Origin of the sequence: Candidatus Microbacterium colombiense (genome assembly GCA_029203165.1) — a bacterium.
GTDB classification, from domain to species: domain Bacteria; phylum Actinomycetota; class Actinomycetes; order Actinomycetales; family Microbacteriaceae; genus Microbacterium; species Microbacterium colombiense.
Map to the genome: position 1 here is coordinate 692,135 of CP119308.1, position 14,643 is coordinate 706,777.

Here is a 14,643-nt window from a genome sequence, read left to right on the forward strand (position 1 = left end):
TCGCCGGATCAGTCCTGCGGCGGGCCGGCCGGGCGATGCGCGCGGCGCCCGTTCACGACGACCGGTCGTCCGGCACGCTCCTGTCCGGGCAGCGGGCGCGAGCGGCGTCCGTAGATCAGCTCCGACGAGTCGAGCAGCCAGGGCACCAGCGTGATCGATACGCCGTGCACGAGCATCAGCTGGTTCGCGAGGCGGCGGGAGCGGCGGTTGTGCAGGAACGACTCCCACCAGTGGCCCACGATGTACTGCGGCAGATAGACGGTCACGACGGATGAGCCGTGCTTCGTCCGGTACTGCTTGATGAACTGCGCCACCGGTTGCGCGAACGAGCGATACGGCGACTCCAGGATCACGAGCGGGATGGGCATGAGGTGGTCCGCCCACTGTTTCTGCAGTGCGGTCGCGGCATCCGCATCCACCGCCACATGTACCGCGATCGTCTTGCCGTGCTTCGCCGCGACCGCGTAGTCCACCGCCTTCACGACCGGCTTCTGCAGCTTGCTCACGAGCACGATCGCCACGTCTCCGGTCGCTCCGAAGCGCGTGGTGTCGTCGATCTCGATCTCGTGCTCGACGTCGCGGTAGTACCGCTTGACGCCCATCATGAGGAAGGCGAGCACCGGGATCGCGAAGAACACCAGATAGGCGCCGTGCGTGAACTTGGTGATCGTCACGATCACCAGCACGAGCACCGTGAGGGTCGCGCCGGCGGAGTTGATGATCAGGCCCACGCGGGCGGATCGGCGATCGGATGCTTCGGCGCCGTCGACCGCGCCCTGCTCGTCGGCCGGGCGCCGGAGGATGCGTCGCCAGTGCCGCACCATGCCGATCTGTCCGAGCGAGAACGAGACGAAGACGCCGATGATGTACAGCTGGATCAGCGTGGTCAGCCGCGCCTGGAACACCACGAGCACGGCGATCGCGGCGATGCCGAGCACGATCATGCCGTTCGAGAAGACGAGCCGGTCGCCGCGGGTGTTCAGCGACTTCGGCGCGTAGCCGTCGCGGGCGAGCACCGATCCGAGCAGCGGGAAGCCGTTGAACGCGGTGTTCGCGGCAAGCAGCAGCACGCACGCGGTCGCGGCCTGCACGATGAAGAAGAGGATGCTGCCGGCGCCGAACGTCGCGCTCGAGATCTGCGCCATCAGGCTCGGCTGCGGGTTGGTGCAGTCGAAGCCGATCAGGTCGCAGGGGTTCTCGGCGTAGTGCACGCCGGTGATGAGCGCGAGGGCGGTGAGCCCGGCGAACAGACACGCCGCGATCGAGCCCATCAGCACGAGCGTCGACTGGGCGTTGCGGATCTTCGGGGTGCGGAACGCGGGCACGCCGTTCGACACGGCCTCCACGCCGGTGAGTGCGGAGCATCCGCTCGAGAATGCGCGCAGGATCAGCAGGATCACAGCGGCCTGGCTGAGGTTCTCGGCCTGCACAGAGAACTCGGCGCTGGAGGCGACCGGCGCATCGCCGAGGAACGTGCGCACGAGTCCGGTCACGATCATGAAGCCGACCGAGCCGATGAAGAGGTACGTCGGGATCGCGAACACGAGCGACGCCTCCCTCACCCCACGGAGGTTCACGATGATGATGAGGATCACGGCCCCGACGGCGAGCTCCACGCGGAAGGGGTCGAGCCCCGGCACGGCCGAGATGATGTTGTCGACACCCGAGGCGACCGAGACCGCGACCGTGAGCACGTAGTCCACGAGCAGTGCCGCCGCGACGATGACGCCGGGGATCTCGCCGAGGTTCTTCGACGCCACCTCGTAGTCGCCGCCGCCCGAGGGGTAGGCCTTGATCAGCTGCCGATAGCTGAGCACCACCACGATCAGCAGCACGACGACGGCCGCGGCGACCAGCGGGGTGAACGACAGGAACGTCAATCCGCCGATCAGCAGGATCATCACGAGCTCCTGCGGCGCGTACGCCACGGAGCTCAGTGCATCCGACGCGAAGATCGGCAGCGCCATGCGCTTGGGGAGGAGCTGGTCGTCGACCTGCTCGCTCGTCAGCGGATCCCCGATGAGGATGCGTTTGGCGAGAGGAGGCGCATCCGCGCTGTCGCGATTTTCGTCTGACACGTCCCGCGACATTACGCCCGCTGACGGCGTCCTCACAAGATCCTCACGGAATCCCTACGGGCGCGATGAGGTCCCTCACGGAATCCTTACGGGGCTCAGCGAGGTGTGGCGGAGCATCGGAGATCCACAGCGATTTCCGATCACGAACGCGTAACGTCGGACGTATGACGACCCTTCAGGTCACCGAAGACTCCATCCGCAAGACGCGCGAACTGCGCGACGAGTTCCAGCGCTTCCTGCGTGAGTACGAGTTCGGGATGCGCGAGGTCGAGACGAAGATCTCGATCCTGCGCGACGAGTTCACCCACCACCACGCGTACAACCCGATCGAGCACGTGAAGAGCCGGCTCAAGACGCCAGACAGCATCGTCGAGAAGATCGCACGCAAGGGCATCGACGAGCCGGACTTCGAACGCATCCGCGCCGAGATCACCGACATCGCCGGTGTGCGGGTCACCTGCAGCTTCGTGGCCGACGTGTACCGGCTGTTCGATCTGCTCACCGCGCAGGACGACATCACGGTGCGCACCGTGAAGGACTACATCGCGACGCCGAAGGACAACGGCTACAAGAGCCTGCACGCGATCATCGAGGTGCCGGTGTTCCTGTCGACCGGCGCGCTCTCGGTGCCAGTCGAGGTGCAGTTCCGCACGATCGCGATGGACTTCTGGGCGAGCCTCGAGCACAAGATCTACTACAAGTTCTCGAACCAGGTGCCCTCGCATCTGGTCGAGAGCCTGACGGATGCCGCGGATGCCGCCGCCGAACTCGACAGCCGCATGGAGCGCCTGCACCGCGAGGCGCACGGCGTGCCGCAGCGGCAGCTCGCCCCGCCGCCTCCCCCGCGCATCGTCCCGGTCTGACGCTCCCATCCGATCCCGCCCCCGCTCCGAACTACCTGTGATCACACCGGACCCGGTGCAGGAGGAGACGACCATGGCGCAGCGCAGCAGTGGCAAGAGATTCATCGTGTGGGCCGCCCTCGCGGGCGTGATCGGCGGTGGCGTCTTCCTTGCGGTCGCAGAACTAGTCGCACTGCTCGTCGCGCGTGCGGCCAGCCCGATCCTCGCCGTCGGCGGATTCGTGATCGACATCGTGCCGCAGCCGTTCAAGGAGTTCGCGATCGCCACGTTCGGCGAGTACGACAAGATCGCGCTGCTCGCGGGCCTCGGTCTGGCGGTGCTGATCGCGTCCGCGATCGCCGGCATCCTGCAGTTCGTGCGGCCGCCGCTCGGTGTGATCGCTCTCGTGATCGCCGGCGCGCTCTCGACCGCCGCGATCGTGACCCGTGCTGCCGTGACCCCGCTCGCCTTCCTCCCGCCGCTCCTCGGAACCCTCGCGGGCTCCGTGATCCTCGTGCTCCTCGCCCGCCGCCTGCAGGCATGGAAGCAGGCGTGGAAGAACGACACGGCAGCGGATGCCGCGGCCGATGACGCCGCGCCCAAGGGCTTCGACCGTCGCCGCTTCTTCGTCCTCGCCGCGATCGCGGGAGTCTCCGCCGCCGTGGTCGGGGTGGCATCGCGCGCGGTGAGCGGCGTTGTGAGCTCGGTCGAGACGATCCGCGATGCGCTGAAGCTGCCCTCGCCCCGCACCAAGGTCACGGTGCCCGATGGTGCCGAGCTCGACGTGCCGGGCCTGAGCAAGCTGTTCACGCCGAACAAGGACTTCTACCGCGTCGACACCGCGCTCACCGTGCCCACGATCGACCCCGACACCTGGCGTCTGGTGATCGACGGCATGGTCGACCAGCGGGTCGAGCTGAGCTTCCAGGACATCCTCGACATGGGCGTCGACGAGTACGCCATCACCCTGACCTGCGTCTCGAACGAGGTCGGTGGCGAGCTGGTCGGCAACGCGATGTGGCTCGGGGTGCCGCTGCGCGACGTGCTGAAGAAGGCCGGGGTGAAGGCCGACGCCGACATGGTGCTCTCGCGCAGTGTCGACGGCTACACGGCGAGCACACCGCTCTCGGCGCTCACCGACGACAACCTCGACGCGATCCTCGCGGTGGGCATGAACGGTGAACCGCTGCCGCTCGAGCACGGATTCCCGGTGCGCATGGTGGTGCCCGGCCTGTACGGATACGTCTCGGCGACCAAGTGGCTGACCGAGCTGAAGATCACGACCTTCGATGCCGACGAGGCCTACTGGACTCCTCGCGGCTACAGCGCCGAGGCGCCGATCAAGTTCTCCTCGCGCGTCGACACCCCCAAGATCGGCGAGGCGGTGGACGCGGGCAAGATCCCGATCGCCGGTGTCGCTTGGGCGCAGTCGGTGGGGATCGACCGGGTCGAGGTGCGTATCGACGACGGCGACTGGGCTCCGGCCACACTGTCGGCGCCGATCAACGACGACACGTGGGTGCAGTGGTTCATGGAGTGGGATGCCACTCCGGGAACGCACTACGTGGCGGTGCGCGCGATCAACAAGAACGGCGATCTGCAGATCGAGGAGCGCGCGCCGATCGCCCCGAACGGTTCGTCGGGCTGGCAGCGCTCGCTCGTGCGCGTCAACTGACACCCGTGCGGCGCTCGTCCGCACGTCCTAGGGTGGAGCCATGACGCCGCTTCCCGCCTGTGTGATCACCGTCTCGGATCGGTCCTTCGCGGGGGAGCGTGAGGACCGCGGCGGTCCGATCGCAGTCGGGCTGCTGCGTGAGGCCGGGTGGCATTGCCCGGATGCCGAGGTGATCCCCGACGGCGCGGGTTCTGTCGCCGACGCCCTGCGCCGAGCATCCGCGCGGGGGGTCCGCCTCGTCGTGACGACCGGCGGCACCGGCGTCGGGCCCCGCGACGAGACCCCCGAGGGCACCAGGCGTGTCATCACCCGCGAGCTCCCCGGGATCGCCGAAGAGCTGCGCCGCAGCGGCCTCGCCGACACCCCGCTCTCGGTGATCTCCCGCGGACTCGCCGGCATCGTCGACCCAGCGGGCATGCTCGTGGTGAACCTTCCCGGATCCACGCGCGCCGTGGCATCCGGGGTGCCTGTGGTGCTCGGCGTCGCCGGGCACATCGTGGATCAGCTACAGGGTGGAGATCACTGATGAACGACGTACGAATCGCCGCTGTGACCGAGGACAGCCTCGACCTCGACACGCATCTCGCCGCGGTCGAAGACCCGAAGCTCGGCGCCGTCACGACGTTCGTCGGACGCGTGCGCGACAACGATCCGGATGCCGCGACGGCGGTGGTCGGTCTCGAGTACAGCTCGCATCCGGATGCCGAGGCCACGCTGCGGCGGCTTGCGGCCGAGGCGGGAGACGCAGCCGTGCCGGTCGTGGTGGCCGTGAGTCACCGGGTCGGGAAGCTCGACGTGGGCGATGCCGCGGTCGTGATCGCCGTGGCATCCGAGCATCGCGCCGAGGCGTTCGAGGTGTGCCGGGCCGTGATCGAGGCGATCAAGAGCGATCTGCCCGTCTGGAAGCGTCAGCTCGAGGTCGACGGCTCGTCGTCATGGAAGGGCATCGGCGGCTGACGGGCGCACGTCCGGCAGGGAGATGTTCGTGATGCACGGTGTTTCGGCCGCATCCGCCGTCCATGCGGCACGGCTCCCTGCAAGCTGAACGGTGCTCAGCCGCCGGCGAACGGGGGCAACACGTCGATGAGCAGGGCGTCGTCGAGCGCGAGGTCGCCGTCGGTGCGTACGCCGTCGACGAGCACGGCGCAGCGCGGCAGGATGTCGGCCAGGGCCGGATGCTCCGCCACGACCGCCTCACGCAGGGCGAGGAGCGAGCGCTCGCCGCGTTCTTCGGCGTCGGTCCCCGCGGCGTCGGCGGCAGCGGCGAAGTAGCGCACGCGCGTCATTCGGAGCCCCCGGCATCCGGTTCGCCGGGGCGCACCCAGTCGCCCGAGCGACCGCCGGATTTCGCGACGATGCGCACGTCTTCGATCACGACCGCGCGGTCGAGTCCCTTGATCATGTCGACGATCGCCAGCGAGGCGACCGACACGGCGGTGAGCGCCTCCATCTCGACGCCCGTGCGGTCGGCGGTTCCCACGGTCGCCTCGACGTGCACGCCGTCGTCGACCACGTCGAGCTCGACGTTCGCGCGGTGCACGCCGATCACGTGGGCGAGCGGCAGCAGGGCGGGGGTCGACTTCGCGGCCTGGATGCCGACGATCCGGGCGACCGCGAGCACATCGCCCTTCGGCGCGGTGCCGTCACGGAGGGCGGCGATCACCTCGGCGCTGCAGCGCACGAAACCACGGGCCGTGGCCGTGCGGACGGTCGGCTGTTTGGCGGTGACATCGACCATGTGGGCACGGCCGGCGGAGTCGAGGTGGGGAAAGCTCATTCGACCAGCATGACATCGATCGCATCGCCCGCGGCGACGGCCTCGACCTCGGCGGGGACGATCGCGAACGCGTGCGCTCGGGCGAGTCCGCCGGCCAGGTGCGAGCCCGATCCGCCGGCGGTGGCCGGACGCACGGTGCGCGCAGCGAGGTCGACGATCGCGGGGAGGTACTGGCGACGCCCGGGTGGGGTGGTCCATGCGGCATCCGCGGTGAACACGGAGCGCGGGCGCTGGATCGCGGCGCGGCCCTGGAGCGCGAGCAGCGCAGGGCGCACGAACACCTCGAACGAGACCGCGACGCTCACCGGGTTGCCGGGAAGGCCGAAGACCAGGCATCCGTCCTGCAGCACGCCGAACGCCTGCGGCTTGCCCGGCTGCATCGACACCCCGACGAACTCGACCTGCCCGCCACCGTCGAACGCCGCACGCACGGGCTCGTAGGCGCCCGCACTCACACCGCCGGTGAACACGATCACATGGGCCCCGCGCTCGACGGCATCGGCGGTGACGCGGCGCACCGCATCGGCCTCGTCGGGCACTCGTGCGACGAGCACGACCTCGGCGTCGGCCCCCGCGATCAACTGCTCGAGCAGTGGACCGTTCGAGTCGGGGATGCGCCCGCGCGTGGCGGGCTCGCCCGGTGCCAGCAGTTCGCTGCCGGTCGACACCACGGCGACCCGTGGCGCGCGCGTCACAGCGACCTCGGCGATGCCCGCGGCGACGGCGGCTGCGACCTGGAAGGGGCCGAGCCGCTCGCCCGCGCCGATCACCTCATCGCCCGCGTGCAGATCGGCGCCGCGCCGGCGCACGAACACCCCGGCCTTCGCGGGCGCCCGGAGCACCTGCACCTCGCCGAGGGAGTCGGCGAGGCCTCCGGCCGTGTCCTCGAAGGGCACGATCGTGTCGGCGGCGGTGGGAGTGGGCGACCCCGTCATGATGCGGGCGGCCTCGCCCGGGCCGAGCGGCGGATCGAGTGCGACCCCCGCGGGCAGATCGGCGACGACGCGCAGCGTGATCGGATTCGCCTCGGATGCCGCGGCGACGTCGGCCGCGTGCACCGCGAAGCCGTCCATCGCGGAGTTGTCGAAGAGGGGGATGTCGTGGGCGGCCGTGGCGGGGCGAGCGAGAGTGCGGCCGGCGGCATCCCGCACCGCACGGGTCTCGACGGGCAGCACGCGCACGGCGGCGAGCACGCGGGCGAGCTGATCCTCGACCGTGCGGCGGCCGGTCATGCCGTCACCGCCGATGCGTTCTCGGCGCGTGCGGGTCTGATCGAGATCTCATGCTGTCGGGCGGTGAGGGCATCGATCACCGCGAGGCGGCCGAGCAGCGGTTCGCCGGCGCCGGTCACGAGTTTGATCACCTCGCCCGCGAGCATCCCTCCGACCTGCACGCACAGGGCCCCGAGCACCCCGACCTGGGCGCAGCTGGGTGGTTCGCCCTCGGTGCCGACGGGGAAGAGATCGGCGAGCACCACCGGGTCACCTTCGGGCGGGCGCGACCAGAACACGGTGGCCTGCGCATGCCACTCCTGCACCGCGCCCCACACCAGCGGAAGACCCAGCGCCTCGGCGGCTGCGGCGACGTCGCGGCGGGTCGAGAAGGAGTCGCTCGTGTCGACGACGACGTCGGCGCCGCGCAGCAGTCGTTCGGCGTTGGCGCCGTCGAGGCGTTCGGGCATCTGGGCGACGACGGTCTGCGGGGCGAGCGCCGTGATGGCCCGCGCGGCCGATCGCGTCTTGTGCACGCCGACGTCGTCGATGCGGTGGGCGAGCTGTCGCTGGAGGTTCGTGAGCTCGACCACGTCGTCATCGATCACGGTGATCGACCCGACGCCCGCCGCCGCGAGGGCGAGCAGCACGGGAGAGCCGATTCCGCCGGCGCCGACCACGGTCACCCGTGCGGCGTTCAGCCGGCGCTGCCCCTCCTCACCGATGCCGGCGAGCACCGCATGCCGCGCGGTGCGGACGAGCTCGGTCGGGTCGAGAGCGGGCGCGGGCTGCACGAGGGGCTGCATGAGTTCAGCGTATGCCCGCGGCCGCGATGCGGGGTCAGGCGGGCGAGCCGTTCACAACTCCTCAGAAGCGGGGGTCGCGCGGGTGCCCCCTCGCGCCAGGGCGTGGTGTGCGCCGCCGGGGGAGGCGAGTCTTGAGGAGTTGTGAACGCGGCGCACGGCGGCCTCCAGCGCCGCCTCGAGTCGGCGGAGCGCCCGCATGTGGCGGGTGCGCGCGGTCGACTCGTTGAGGTGCAACAGTCGTGCGGCCTCGGCGATCGTGAAGTCGTCCCAGTAGATGAGCATCAGGAGCTCCCTCGCCCGTTCGTCGAGATGACCCAACGCCACGCGCACGTCATCGGCACGCATCGCCGTCTCGACGATCGTTTCCGCCGAGTCGATCAGGGGCGCCGTGTGCTGGAGGTGAGCGCGCAACGCGTCGGCGAGATCGAGTGACTTCAGCGCGTGCCGACGATGCTCGCGCAGCACATTCCGCGCGATGCCGAAGCACCACATCCGGGCGGCCTCGTCGGTCGTGGGTACCCGCGCGCCCTTCTCCCACAGGATGAGGAGCACCTTCCCGAGCAGGTCGGCGGCGTCCTCGCGGGGACTCACACGGTGCGCGAGATAGCGGAGCAGGTCATCGGCGTTGTCCTGCACGACGATCTCGACCCACGCACCGATCTCCTCAGGGAGCGACCGTCGCCGGTTCAATGGAGCACTCCCGCGCAGTCCATCGTGCTGCCGGAGGACCACTCGTCATGCAGCAGTTCCTCGGGGATCTCGGCCCAGATCAGATCCGTCGCTTCCATGAACGAGAACGTGTCGCGAAGCTGAGGGGTGTCGACCTCCAGGTCGTCATCCGGTCCGGGAACGAACGGGTTCGCGATCGCCTTGTCGTAAATGCGCTGTCCTATGCCCGTCCAATCGTGCCCGCTCACGAAGTCGGCGAGTCGCTCGTCGGCAGCGGACCGGTCGACGGGATCGCCGAAGTACAGTCCGTAGCGGCAGCTGACCTCGACACCGGTGTCGGTCGTGTAGATGATCGGGAACTCCACGTCGAGCTGAACCTGCGTGTCGTTCACGCTCAGTTGCAGGGGGATCAGCACGGCAGCCCCGGTAGCCGCGACAAGCACGCCGAGGCCGAGAGGGATGATCGTCCGGCGCCGCCGCCACCACGGAACCCTGGTCGTGGAGCCCGCGGCAGCCGCGGCACGGGCGTCGGTGGACATCCGCCTCACGAGGTCGCGAAGCTCGGCGTCCTCGCCGTCCGGGACCGGATCGGCGGACACGAGATCCGATTGCAACCGTTCGTTCATGGTTCGCTCCTCATCATCGTCGTTCTACAGAGCACATGACGGGATGAGATGAACCGTCTCAGATCCGCTTCAATCGTGCACCGCACTGATCGCCCCTACGGTGGAGCCATGAGCGAGACCGAGCGGGGCAAGGCGGAGCGGAGGAAGCGCCAGCGTCTCGAGCTGTGGGAGCGGCAGAATCGGCAGCTGAGGGCGAGCGATCCACCGCGGCTCGACGACGGGCGGCGACTGATCCGGATGTACGCCGAGTACGGCGACGAGGGAGACCTGCCGCTCTGGGAGGACTTCGCCGAACACAGCTTCGTCGACCGCGACACGTTCCCGATCTCGGAGGATCTCCTCGACGCGTTGGTGGCGTGGAACGCGGAGTGGCAACGTTGGACGGAAGGTGTCGATGACGCCGTCGTGGAGCGGTCGATCGCGAACGGCAGGGCGTATGTCGCGCGGCTGCGGACCGAGCTCTACGGCATCGCGGAGATCCGGGCCGAGTTCGAGCACTAGCCGACGCATTCTGTAGACATCACCGAGTTCGTCGCCGGTGCGGAGAATTTATCCACTTAGTTCCGCACACGCGGTAGAGTCGACTCATGCAGACCTACCGAATCGCCCGCGCGGCGCAACTGCTCGGGGTGAGCGACGACACCGTCCGCCGATGGATCGATCAGGGGCTGCTGCCCGTGACCGACGCGGTTCCTGCGCAGATCCCCGGTGACGCGCTCGCGAATCGTGCGGTCCAGCTCGCGGAAGAAGCGACGACGGCCGACGACGTGCTCTCGAGCGCGCGCAACCGCTTCGTCGGGCTCGTCACGCGCGTGCAGATCGACGGGCTCATGGCGCAGGTCGACATCCAGTCCGGTCCGCATCGCGTCGTCTCGCTGATGTCGGCCGAGGCCGCGCGCGAGCTGCGCCTCGAGATCGGCTCCCTCGCCACCGCATCCGTCAAGGCCACCCAGGTCGTCGTCGAAATACCGAAAGGCTGACATGAACCGCACGCTCCGCCGCTCCGCCACAGCTCTCCTCGCCGCGGCCGCCCTCGCTCTCACGGGGTGCGCCAGCGCCGCTGAGACCTCTCCGTCGCCGTCGGCCACCACCGCCGAGAGCAACCTGACCGGTGAGCTCACGGTCTACGCCGCCGCCTCGCTGTCGGGCGCATTCGATGCGATCGGTGAGGCGTTCACGGCTGAGAACCCCGATGTGACGATCAGCCCGGTCTACGACGGTTCGTCGACCCTGGTCACCCAGATCCTCGAGGGCGCCCCGGCCGATGTGTTCGCCTCGGCAGACGAGGCGAACATGGAGAAGGCGGGGGATGCCGCGAGCGACCCGACCCTGTTCGCCTCGAACACGCTCGTGATCGCCGTGCCTGCGGGCAACCCGGGCGGCGTGGAATCCCTCGCCGATCTCGCCGACGTCACCACGGTGCTGTGTGCTCCCGAGGTGCCGTGCGGCGCGGCATCCGCGAAGCTTCTCGATGCCGCGGGCGTCACGGTCGAGCCAGCGAGCCTCGAGCAGAACGTCACCGCGGTGCTGACGAAGGTCGCCGCCTCCGAGGCCGACGCCGGTCTGGTCTACGCGACCGATGTGATCGGCCGCGACGACGTCGAGGTCATCGTGCCCGACGGCGCCGACGAGGTCGTCAACCACTACCCGATCGCCGCCCTCGCGGATGCCGACAACCCCGAAGCCGCGGCGGCGTTCGTCGCCTTCGTGCTCTCGGATGCGGGTCAGAAGATCCTCGCGGACTTCGGCTTCGGGGCACCGTGAGTTCCGGCGGGCGCGGCTACGCCCCGCGCGCGCTCGCCGTTCCGGCCCTGATCGGGTTGGCGTTCCTGATTCTTCCGCTCACGGCGCTCGTCGCCCGCGTGAACTGGGGCACATTCGTCGCTGACGTCACCTCGCCCGCCGCGCTGTCGGCGCTCGCGCTGTCGCTCGGCACCGGTCTGATCGCCACCGTCGTGTGCATCGTCGTCGGGGTGCCGCTGGCGTTGTACATCGCGCGCTCCGGCCCACGGCTGGCCGCGGTGCTGCGGGCGGCGGTCACCGTTCCCCTCGTGCTGCCGCCGATGGTCGGTGGCGTCGCGCTGCTGTACCTGTTCGGGCGTGCGGGGTGGCTCGGCGGGTTGGGCCTGTCGTTCAGCACCCCGGCGGTCGTGCTCGCGCAGACCTTCGTCGCACTGCCGTTCCTGGTGCTCGCGGTCGAGGGCGCGGTGCGCACCTCGGGCGTCGAGTACGAGCGCACCGCCGCAGCTCTCGGTGCCGGGCGGTGGACGATCCTCCGCCGCATCACCCTTCCTCTCGCGGCACCGGGCATCGTGGCGGGCGTGGTGCTCTGCTTCGCCCGCGCGATCGGTGAGTTCGGAGCGACGGCGCTGTTCGCCGGCAACCGACCAGGGGTGACGCAGACCATGCCCCTCGCGATCTACACCGCGTTCAACGGCGCCGGGGTGACGCAGGGGGCGGCGGTCGCCCTCGCGCTCCTCCTGCTCGCGACCGCGATCGCCGTGCTGCTGCTGGTGCGTGGATGGCGACCGGGAGCCGCCCGATGAGCGCGGGCCTGCGTGCGCACGTCGTCGTGGCGCGCGAACACTTCCCGGTCGATGTCGAGCTCGAGGTGGCCACGGGCGAGACGGTCGCCGTGATGGGGCCGAGCGGCGCGGGCAAGTCGACGCTGCTGCAGGCTCTCGCCGGACTCGAGTCGCTCGATGCCGGAGAGATCGAGGTCGACGGCAGGGTCGTCGATCATGTCGCGTCACCGTCGGTGCGGACGGCGCCGATGGATCGCGGCATCGTGCTGCTCGGACAGGACGCACGCCTGTTCCCGCACTTGAGCGTGCGCGAGAACGTCGCCTTCGGGCCTCGCGCCGCCGGCGTCGAGGCCCGCACGGCACGCGACGCCGCAGATGAGTGGGTCGCCCGGGTCGGCCTGCCCGGTGCCGGCGATCGGATGCCGCGGGAGCTGTCCGGCGGCGAGGGGCAACGCGTCGCCGTCGCCCGCGCGCTCGCCGCGTCGCCCCGTGCGGTGCTGCTCGACGAACCTCTGGTCGCGCTCGATCCGCAGACAGCGGGGGAGATCCGACGGATGCTGCGGGAGCAGCTCGCGGGGATCACGACCGTCGCCGTCACGCACGACGCCGCCGACGCGGTCGCGCTGGCCGATCGGCTCATCGTCGTCGAATCGGGGCGCGTGACCCAGACCGGCGGGGTGCGGGATGTGCTGGCGGCTCCGGCATCCGATTTCGTCGCCGCGATCGCGGGCGTCAATCGTCTGCCGGGATTCGCATCGGACGGCGGGTGGCGCGGCGGGGAGATGCGCCTCGTCAGTGCCGATCCGTCATCGCAGGCGCTCGCCGCTGCGGACGGTGGCGCGCTCGCCGCCGTGTTCCGCCCGGAGGATGTGCAGGTCGTCGCCGAATCGCCGGACGCGTGGCACACCGGCATCCTCCGAATCGAGCCGACCGTCGCCGGGGTGCGGGTGCACACGGCTGCCGGGGCGGTCGACATGGCTGTCGCGGATGCGATCGGACTCGCCCCGGGTATGTCGCTGCACCTGCGGATCGAGCCGGCGCACGTGCGCTTCGTGCGGATGGAATGACTGCGCGGCGGTCGCCCGTGCCGCCTCTGCTCGCCCCGGACCCTGCCCGCCCCGGACCCTGGCAATTTGCCGGTCGAGGACGCCATGCGGCCCTCCGCCGGGACGCGCGGGATAGTCTCGAAAGATGACGGGGAGCGAGGACGCGCCATGACGACCGTGCCGGTCGTGATCGGTCGCCGCGCCCCGATCACCGCGTCGACATCGGCAGCGGCGACATCCGCAGCGTCGGGCGACGGACTGCTCGTCGACGCCCACGGCCGCGTGCACCGCGATCTGCGCATCTCGCTGACCGACCGCTGCTCGCTGCGGTGCACCTACTGCATGCCCGAGCAGGGCAACGAGTGGCTCGCGCGCACCAGCATCCTCTCGACCGACGAGATCGTGGAAGTGGCCGAGATCGCCGCATCCCTCGGCATCCGCACGTTCCGGTTGACCGGAGGTGAGCCGCTGCTGCGGACCGACATCGTCGACGTGGTGCGCCGGATCGCCCGCATCGAGGGTGCCGACGGACCGGTCGAGGTCGCCATGACCACGAACGGCATCAGTCTCGCCGCGAAGCTCCCGGCCCTGATCGACGCCGGACTCACGCGGCTCAACATCAGCATCGACACCGTGAACCGGCAACGGTTCGCCGACCTCACCCGCCGCGACCGGCTCGACGACGTGTTCGAGGGCATCGCCGCGGCCGCGGCATCCGAACTCCGGCCGCTCAAGCTCAACGCGGTCGCGATGCGCGGGGTGAACGATGACGAGCTCGTCGACCTGGTGGAGTTCGCGATGGGCGTCGGCGCGCAGCTGCGCTTCATCGAACAGATGCCCCTCGATGCCGGGCACACGTGGGATCGCGCTTCGATGGTCACGCGCGAGGAGATCCTGGCGTCGCTGAGCGAGCGGTGGACGCTCGAACCTGTCGCCGGCCGCGGGGGAGCGCCGGCCGAGAAATGGCGGATCGATGGCGGCCCGCACGAGGTGGGCGTGATCGCCTCGGTCACTGCGCCGTTCTGCGGGGCGTGCGACCGGTTGCGGCTCACGGCCGACGGGCAGTTCCGCAACTGCCTGTTCTCGCTGACCGAGTACGACCTCGCCGGCATCCTGCGCGCCGACGACTCGGTCGCCGGTCACCGCTCGGACGCCATCGCCGCACTGCTGCGCTCCTGCGTGCACGGCAAGCTGCCCGGTCACGCGATCGATGACCCGTCGTTCCTGCAGCCGGCGCGCGGGATGAACGCGATCGGCGGCTGACTCCGGCGCGGTGGCGGCTCGCCTCGCTGGCCGGCCGTTCACAACTCCTCAGAGAACGGTCGTTCCGGGCGCTATCGGGCGTCTGCAGGGCCGAAACGGCGCGTTTCTCCGGAGTTATGAACGGC

General features: G+C 70.0%; 17 protein-coding genes. 10 read left to right on the plus strand and 7 right to left on the minus strand.

The annotated features are described in order from the left end of the window. Window positions 1–8: 8 nt before the first annotated feature. Entirely contained in the window at window positions 9–2,090 is a 2,082-nt protein-coding gene (locus P0Y60_03395; GenBank protein ID WEK61810.1) for an APC family permease, read from the minus strand. Window positions 2,091–2,242: 152 nt separating this feature from the next. Here P0Y60_03395 and P0Y60_03400 point away from each other — a divergent pair, with 152 nt between their 5' ends. From P0Y60_03400 to P0Y60_03415, 4 genes are all read left to right on the plus strand, one after another. Beyond that, window positions 2,243–2,941: a GTP pyrophosphokinase family protein gene (locus tag P0Y60_03400; protein ID WEK61811.1), complete on the plus strand. Its 699-nt coding sequence runs from the start codon at window positions 2,243–2,245 to the stop codon at window positions 2,939–2,941. A gap of 73 nt (window positions 2,942–3,014) precedes the next feature. Further along, window positions 3,015–4,595, plus strand: coding sequence for a molybdopterin-dependent oxidoreductase (locus P0Y60_03405; protein ID WEK62855.1), 1,581 nt, complete (start codon window positions 3,015–3,017; stop codon window positions 4,593–4,595). Window positions 4,596–4,635: 40 nt separating this feature from the next. Further along, window positions 4,636–5,121 (plus strand): MogA/MoaB family molybdenum cofactor biosynthesis protein, encoded by a 486-nt coding sequence (locus P0Y60_03410; GenBank protein WEK61812.1) that lies wholly within the window; start codon window positions 4,636–4,638, stop codon window positions 5,119–5,121. Continuing rightward, window positions 5,121–5,552 carry a molybdenum cofactor biosynthesis protein MoaE gene (locus tag P0Y60_03415; GenBank protein ID WEK61813.1) on the plus strand — a complete coding sequence of 144 codons (432 nt, stop codon included), beginning with the start codon at window positions 5,121–5,123 and terminating at the stop codon, window positions 5,550–5,552. The genes P0Y60_03410 and P0Y60_03415 overlap by 1 nt, the downstream gene beginning before the upstream one ends. A gap of 95 nt (window positions 5,553–5,647) precedes the next feature. Here the strand turns inward: P0Y60_03415 and P0Y60_03420 are convergent, their stop codons facing one another. The 6 genes from P0Y60_03420 to P0Y60_03445 are packed head-to-tail and all read right to left on the minus strand — an operon-like array spanning window position 5,648 to window position 9,684. After that, window positions 5,648–5,881, minus strand: a complete 234-nt coding sequence (locus tag P0Y60_03420; protein WEK61814.1) for a MoaD/ThiS family protein — start codon at window positions 5,879–5,881, stop codon at window positions 5,648–5,650. Continuing rightward, window positions 5,878–6,372, minus strand: coding sequence for a cyclic pyranopterin monophosphate synthase MoaC (gene moaC / locus P0Y60_03425; protein WEK61815.1), 495 nt, complete (start codon window positions 6,370–6,372; stop codon window positions 5,878–5,880). Before moaC ends, P0Y60_03420 begins: the two co-directional genes overlap by 4 nt. Further along, window positions 6,369–7,604: a molybdopterin molybdotransferase MoeA gene (locus P0Y60_03430; protein WEK61816.1), complete on the minus strand. Its 1,236-nt coding sequence runs from the start codon at window positions 7,602–7,604 to the stop codon at window positions 6,369–6,371. Before P0Y60_03430 ends, moaC begins: the two co-directional genes overlap by 4 nt. After that, entirely contained in the window at window positions 7,601–8,389 is a 789-nt protein-coding gene (locus P0Y60_03435; GenBank protein WEK61817.1) for a HesA/MoeB/ThiF family protein, read from the minus strand. Before P0Y60_03435 ends, P0Y60_03430 begins: the two co-directional genes overlap by 4 nt. Window positions 8,390–8,440: 51 nt before the next feature. Next, on the minus strand, window positions 8,441–9,079 hold the full coding sequence (locus P0Y60_03440) for a sigma-70 family RNA polymerase sigma factor (GenBank protein ID WEK61818.1): 639 nt from the start codon (window positions 9,077–9,079) through the stop codon (window positions 8,441–8,443). Beyond that, complete coding sequence (locus tag P0Y60_03445; protein WEK61819.1) at window positions 9,076–9,684, minus strand: hypothetical protein; 609 nt, start codon at window positions 9,682–9,684, stop codon at window positions 9,076–9,078. The genes P0Y60_03440 and P0Y60_03445 overlap by 4 nt, the downstream gene beginning before the upstream one ends. A 108-nt stretch (window positions 9,685–9,792) precedes the next feature. On the opposite strand from P0Y60_03445, the gene P0Y60_03450 reads away from it, so the two are divergent. The 6 genes from P0Y60_03450 to moaA all read left to right on the plus strand — a co-directional run bounded on the left by P0Y60_03450 (window position 9,793) and on the right by moaA (window position 14,518). After that, window positions 9,793–10,185 carry a hypothetical protein gene (locus tag P0Y60_03450; GenBank protein ID WEK61820.1) on the plus strand — a complete coding sequence of 131 codons (393 nt, stop codon included), beginning with the start codon at window positions 9,793–9,795 and terminating at the stop codon, window positions 10,183–10,185. A gap of 86 nt (window positions 10,186–10,271) precedes the next feature. Continuing rightward, window positions 10,272–10,664, plus strand: a complete 393-nt coding sequence (locus P0Y60_03455) for a TOBE domain-containing protein (GenBank protein ID WEK61821.1) — start codon at window positions 10,272–10,274, stop codon at window positions 10,662–10,664. A 1-nt stretch (window position 10,665) separates the two neighbouring features. Beyond that, the gene (gene modA, locus P0Y60_03460; GenBank protein WEK61822.1) at window positions 10,666–11,448 is read left to right on the plus strand and encodes a molybdate ABC transporter substrate-binding protein; all 783 of its coding nucleotides are present in this window, start codon (window positions 10,666–10,668) and stop codon (window positions 11,446–11,448) included. Continuing rightward, window positions 11,445–12,230 (plus strand): molybdate ABC transporter permease subunit, encoded by a 786-nt coding sequence (modB, locus tag P0Y60_03465; GenBank protein WEK61823.1) that lies wholly within the window; start codon window positions 11,445–11,447, stop codon window positions 12,228–12,230. Before modA ends, modB begins: the two co-directional genes overlap by 4 nt. Then, entirely contained in the window at window positions 12,227–13,276 is a 1,050-nt protein-coding gene (locus P0Y60_03470; GenBank protein ID WEK61824.1) for an ABC transporter ATP-binding protein, read from the plus strand. The genes modB and P0Y60_03470 overlap by 4 nt, the downstream gene beginning before the upstream one ends. Window positions 13,277–13,423: 147 nt before the next feature. Continuing rightward, entirely contained in the window at window positions 13,424–14,518 is a 1,095-nt protein-coding gene (gene moaA, locus P0Y60_03475) for a GTP 3',8-cyclase MoaA (GenBank protein ID WEK61825.1), read from the plus strand. Window positions 14,519–14,643: the final 125 nt, after the last annotated feature.

Excerpts from the sequence above, each read along its gene's own strand:
- moaA (WEK61825.1), top strand. The coding sequence starts at position 13,424 with ATGACGACCGTGCCGGTCGTGATCGGTCGCCGCGCCCCGATCACCGCG.
- P0Y60_03400 (WEK61811.1), top strand. The coding sequence starts at position 2,243 with ATGACGACCCTTCAGGTCACCGAAGACTCCATCCGCAAGACGCGCGAA.
- P0Y60_03420 (WEK61814.1), bottom strand. The coding sequence starts at position 5,881 with ATGACGCGCGTGCGCTACTTCGCCGCTGCCGCCGACGCCGCGGGGACC.
- P0Y60_03445 (WEK61819.1), bottom strand. The coding sequence starts at position 9,684 with ATGAACGAACGGTTGCAATCGGATCTCGTGTCCGCCGATCCGGTCCCG.
- modA (WEK61822.1), top strand. The coding sequence starts at position 10,666 with ATGAACCGCACGCTCCGCCGCTCCGCCACAGCTCTCCTCGCCGCGGCC.
- moaC (WEK61815.1), bottom strand. The coding sequence starts at position 6,372 with ATGAGCTTTCCCCACCTCGACTCCGCCGGCCGTGCCCACATGGTCGAT.
- P0Y60_03430 (WEK61816.1), bottom strand. The coding sequence starts at position 7,604 with ATGACCGGCCGCCGCACGGTCGAGGATCAGCTCGCCCGCGTGCTCGCC.
- P0Y60_03435 (WEK61817.1), bottom strand. The coding sequence starts at position 8,389 with ATGCAGCCCCTCGTGCAGCCCGCGCCCGCTCTCGACCCGACCGAGCTC.
- P0Y60_03470 (WEK61824.1), top strand. The coding sequence starts at position 12,227 with ATGAGCGCGGGCCTGCGTGCGCACGTCGTCGTGGCGCGCGAACACTTC.
- P0Y60_03395 (WEK61810.1), bottom strand. The coding sequence starts at position 2,090 with ATGTCGCGGGACGTGTCAGACGAAAATCGCGACAGCGCGGATGCGCCT.
- P0Y60_03450 (WEK61820.1), top strand. The coding sequence starts at position 9,793 with ATGAGCGAGACCGAGCGGGGCAAGGCGGAGCGGAGGAAGCGCCAGCGT.
- P0Y60_03405 (WEK62855.1), top strand. The coding sequence starts at position 3,015 with ATGGCGCAGCGCAGCAGTGGCAAGAGATTCATCGTGTGGGCCGCCCTC.
- P0Y60_03455 (WEK61821.1), top strand. The coding sequence starts at position 10,272 with ATGCAGACCTACCGAATCGCCCGCGCGGCGCAACTGCTCGGGGTGAGC.
- P0Y60_03410 (WEK61812.1), top strand. The coding sequence starts at position 4,636 with ATGACGCCGCTTCCCGCCTGTGTGATCACCGTCTCGGATCGGTCCTTC.
- P0Y60_03415 (WEK61813.1), top strand. The coding sequence starts at position 5,121 with ATGAACGACGTACGAATCGCCGCTGTGACCGAGGACAGCCTCGACCTC.